A 3,685-nucleotide genomic window follows, 5' to 3' on the forward strand; every position below is an offset into this window, starting at 1 on the left:
GGGGGTGGGGGTGGCAACGCGGTCAGTCGGATGGCGGCCAGCAACCTTGTGGGCGTTGAGTTTTGGAGCGTCAACACCGATGCGCAGGCCCTTGCCCAGTCCTCGGCAGTGAACCGCTTGCAAATTGGGCAGAAGCTGACTCGAGGCTTGGGTGCAGGTGGTAACCCGGCCATTGGCCAGAAAGCTGCAGAGGAATCCAGCGAAGAAATATCGGCAGCCATCAAAGGGGCAGATCTGGTCTTCATTGCCGCCGGCATGGGGGGAGGCACGGGCACGGGTGGAGCACCCGTCATCGCCCAAATTGCCAAAGCCAGTGGTGCCCTGACGGTGGGAGTGGTGACACGGCCTTTTTCCTTTGAGGGCAAACGCCGCAGCAAGCAGGCCGAGGAAGGGATCCAAGCGCTGCGGGAGGCAGTTGATACCCTGATTGTAATTCCCAATGACAAGTTGCTTTCGGTGATCTCCGAGCAAACCCCTGTCCAAGAGGCTTTTCGCGTTGCGGATGATGTGCTGCGGCAGGGGGTGCAGGGCATCTCGGATATCATTCTCATTCCCGGCATGATCAATGTGGATTTTGCCGATGTGCGCAGCGTGATGGCCGATGCCGGCTCTGCCTTGATGGGAATTGGCATGGGATCCGGCAAATCTCGCGCCCGCGAGGCTGCCATTACCGCTGTATCTTCGCCGCTTTTGGAAACCTCCATCGAAGGGGCCAAAGGTGTCCTCTTCAACATTACCGGTGGGCCGGATTTGTCCTTGCATGAAGTCACAGTGGCTGCCGAGATCATCGCCGAAGCTGTGGATCCCGAGGCCAACATCATCTTCGGCACCGTCCAAGACGAGCGCATGCAGGGGGAAGTGCGCATCACCGTCATTGCCACCGGTTTCCATGAGAAAGCCCGTGCGGCTGCCATCCCTGCTGCAACCAAAGTTTCTGCCTCCAACAAGTCAGGGGTTCGTAAGCCCACCCCCACGAGCCCTGAGCTGCCGCCTCGACAGCCCCCGGAGCCTGAGCCTCCGATGTCGGGTGGCTTGGATATTCCCGAGTTTTTGCGCCGCCGGCGGCCCCCTTCGTAGAGTAGGGTGAAGGTATGCTGGTATCTTGGTGCCGGTTGTTGAGGGTGGGGAGTGCTTTGGGGTTAGGCCATGAACATTGTTGTCTTGGCGGGGGGGCGTTCGGCAGAACGTCAAGTCTCTTGGGTAACGGGTAAAGCCTGCAAACGGGCTTTGGAGGACCTGGGCCATCGGGTCAAGGTAATCGACCCAGATGAGGATCTGCCTCTGCGCCTTTGGCAGGAACGGCAAGCCGGCTGCGACTTCGTTTGGATTGCCTTGCATGGCCCTGGTGGCGAGGATGGGGTGGTACAGGGAATGCTGGACTGGCTGGGCCTGCCCTACCAGGGATCCGGGCCGCTGGCCAGTGCTCTGGCCATGGATAAGCTGGTCTCCAAGCAGATCTTTCGCGCCGCGGGGATCCCTACCCCCGATTGGCAGGTTTGGGACGACCAAAGCCCCCTCACTTGGGCTGACTGTGCGGCAGAGTTGGGATCCCCACTGGTGATTAAGCCCAGCAACAACGGCTCGACGGTGGGCATCAGCATTGTCCGGGATGAGAGGTCATTTGCTCAGGGGCTGGAGTTGGCCCGCTCAGTCTCGTCGCGGATTTTTCTGGAGCGCTATGTTCCCGGAAAGGAGATCACCCTCTCGATCTTGTCCGGCCAAGTTCTTCCGGCCATTGAGATCATCCCCGCCCAAGGCGACTTCTACGACTACGAAGCCAAGTACGCACCCGGTGGCTCGCGGCATTTGATCCCCTGTTCCCTCAGCCCGGCAGGGTTGGCCCGCTGTGAGGCTGCAGGTCTAGGGGCCTATCGGGTGTTGGGGTGCGAAGGCTTGGCGCGGGTGGATCTGCGGGTGGATCCCGAGGAAAATCCTTGGGTGTTGGAGGTGAATACACTGCCCGGCATGACCCCCACTTCCCTCTGTCCCGATGCGGCGGCAGCTCTGGGGTGGACGTTCACCGAGTTGGTGGAGCGGATGCTGCAGGATGCCTTGCAAAAAGCCCAATTGACCGGATCCCGGCACCCTCAAAGTTCATCGGCGACTCTCGGCAACGCTCCCTGAGGCTTTTCCCAAGACAAGAACAAGAACCTTTACCCAGCTCTTTCAGAGAAGGGCAACCAGCAAAAGAATCACCCCAATTCCAACAATCAGTACAGCTCCCCCCAGCCACACCCAGGAGATGCGGGACCTGCTGCCTATGTCGGTTTTCCCGACAGGATTCTCCGGCGCAGGTTCAGGCTTTGAGTTGACCGAATCCGGGGCAACAACTGTCAGATCCTGCAACAAGAAGTCGCCTTTTTTTTCCAACAGAACCGTGGTTTCTTCTGAGGCCAGCAGCGGGTTCAACAAGGGGGCCGTTTGCTCCCACTCGTATTCAGAATGTCCCGACTCACGCCCGTACACCGTGACCTGCTCCAAGCCGGGCAAGCCCAACACTCTGAGCTCCGCCTGCACCCGTTCCATGAGATGGGGGTAGTCCACTCGGGCCGAGGAGGATCGATTCAGAAGAACGTGTAGATGACCTTGGCGGCGTTTGACCGCGATTTTGACCGGGGCAGCCAACCGAGCCTGCAACGCTTGGGCAATCTCAGCTTCGGTCATGGTGCAGCATCCAAGGTGTGCGGGCTAATTCTAATACAATCCTAGAGCAACCGTGCAGAGGGCTACGGGGGCTCGGGGTAGAATGAGATGCGCATGGGCGAAGAAATGCCGGGTCTCGACAGAGCAGGGCGTTCCTCTTTTCTCTCGCCGGATCCCTAGCTGGAAGTTCTATGCAAGAGAAAACCATTGTCCGCGATTACTTCAACTCCGTTGGCTTCGAGCGCTGGCGGCGCATTTATGGTGAAGAAGAAGTCAATTTCGTCCAAAAAGACATCCGCCTTGGCCATGCTCGCACAGTAGAGACGGTGTTGCAGTGGTTGGGGGATCCCTCGGGTTTACGCATTTGTGATGCCGGATGCGGGGTGGGCAGCCTCAGCTTGCCCTTGGCCGCCAGGGGGGCACAGGTGTTCGCCAGCGACATCTCGGAACAAATGGTGAACGAAGCACGCCGCCGCCAGCAAATGGAGTTGGGATCCACAGACAACCCACACTTTTGGGTCTCGGATCTGGAGGAATTGACGGGGGAATACGATGTCGTCATCTGCCTCGATGTGATGATCCACTACCCTGAAGCCGAGGCCCTGCGCATGCTAAAGCACCTGACCCGCCTGGCTCGGTCCCGCCTGATCTTCAGTTTTGCCCCCAAAACCCCCTGGCTGACGCTGCTGAAGAAAGTGGGAGAGTTCTTCCCCGGCCCCAGCAAAACCACCCGCGCCTATCAACACCGAGAGGCGACCTTGGTGAGCCAATTAACCGAATGGGGCTGGAAAGTGCAGCAGCGACAAACCATTCGCAGCCGCTTCTACTTTGCTTGGCTCCTCGATCTGGTTCGGTGACACTCGATCTGGTTCGTTAAACGGGAATGAAACATTTTCGTCTAGCTCCCCTCTCCCTCTGGCAGCGAGGCTGGGAGTAGGGGCAGCAGCGTGGAATGCTTGGGGGGTGTCTCAATCTAGTTTAAAAATGACTATAACGATCAGCTAAGGTTATCCAGTTGCTGATACATTTACGCTGAACACTG

General features: G+C 58.6%; 4 protein-coding genes. 3 read left to right on the forward strand and 1 reads right to left on the reverse strand.

Annotation, left to right across the window (positions count from 1 at the left end):
- Together ftsZ and NW818_RS12790 are read left to right on the forward strand one after the other, a co-directional pair.
- Window positions 1–1,077: cell division protein FtsZ (gene ftsZ, locus NW818_RS12785; RefSeq protein WP_414424767.1), on the forward strand; the 1,077-nt coding region annotated here is incomplete at its 5' end.
- Window positions 1,078–1,146: 69 nt separating this feature from the next.
- A complete protein-coding gene (locus NW818_RS12790) occupies window positions 1,147–2,124 on the forward strand; it encodes a D-alanine--D-alanine ligase family protein (RefSeq protein ID WP_414424768.1) in 978 nt (325 codons plus the stop codon).
- Between the two features lie 42 nt (window positions 2,125–2,166).
- On the opposite strand, the gene NW818_RS12795 is transcribed toward NW818_RS12790, so the two are convergent.
- The gene (locus NW818_RS12795; protein ID WP_414424769.1) at window positions 2,167–2,664 is read right to left on the reverse strand and encodes a hypothetical protein; all 498 of its coding nucleotides are present in this window, start codon (window positions 2,662–2,664) and stop codon (window positions 2,167–2,169) included.
- A gap of 170 nt (window positions 2,665–2,834) precedes the next feature.
- Here NW818_RS12795 and bchM point away from each other — a divergent pair, with 170 nt between their 5' ends.
- Complete coding sequence (gene bchM, locus NW818_RS12800) at window positions 2,835–3,500, forward strand: magnesium protoporphyrin IX methyltransferase (protein WP_414330343.1); 666 nt, start codon at window positions 2,835–2,837, stop codon at window positions 3,498–3,500.
- Window positions 3,501–3,685: the final 185 nt, after the last annotated feature.

The sequence above is a fragment of the Synechococcus sp. R6-5 genome (assembly GCF_047461775.1).
Lineage (GTDB): Bacteria > Cyanobacteriota > Cyanobacteriia > Thermostichales > Thermostichaceae > Thermostichus.

Coding starts and splice junctions, on each gene's coding strand:
- NW818_RS12795 (WP_414424769.1), bottom strand. CDS start 2,664: ATGACCGAAGCTGAGATTGCCCAAGCGTTGCAGGCTCGGTTGGCTGCC.
- bchM (WP_414330343.1), top strand. CDS start 2,835: ATGCAAGAGAAAACCATTGTCCGCGATTACTTCAACTCCGTTGGCTTC.
- NW818_RS12790 (WP_414424768.1), top strand. CDS start 1,147: ATGAACATTGTTGTCTTGGCGGGGGGGCGTTCGGCAGAACGTCAAGTC.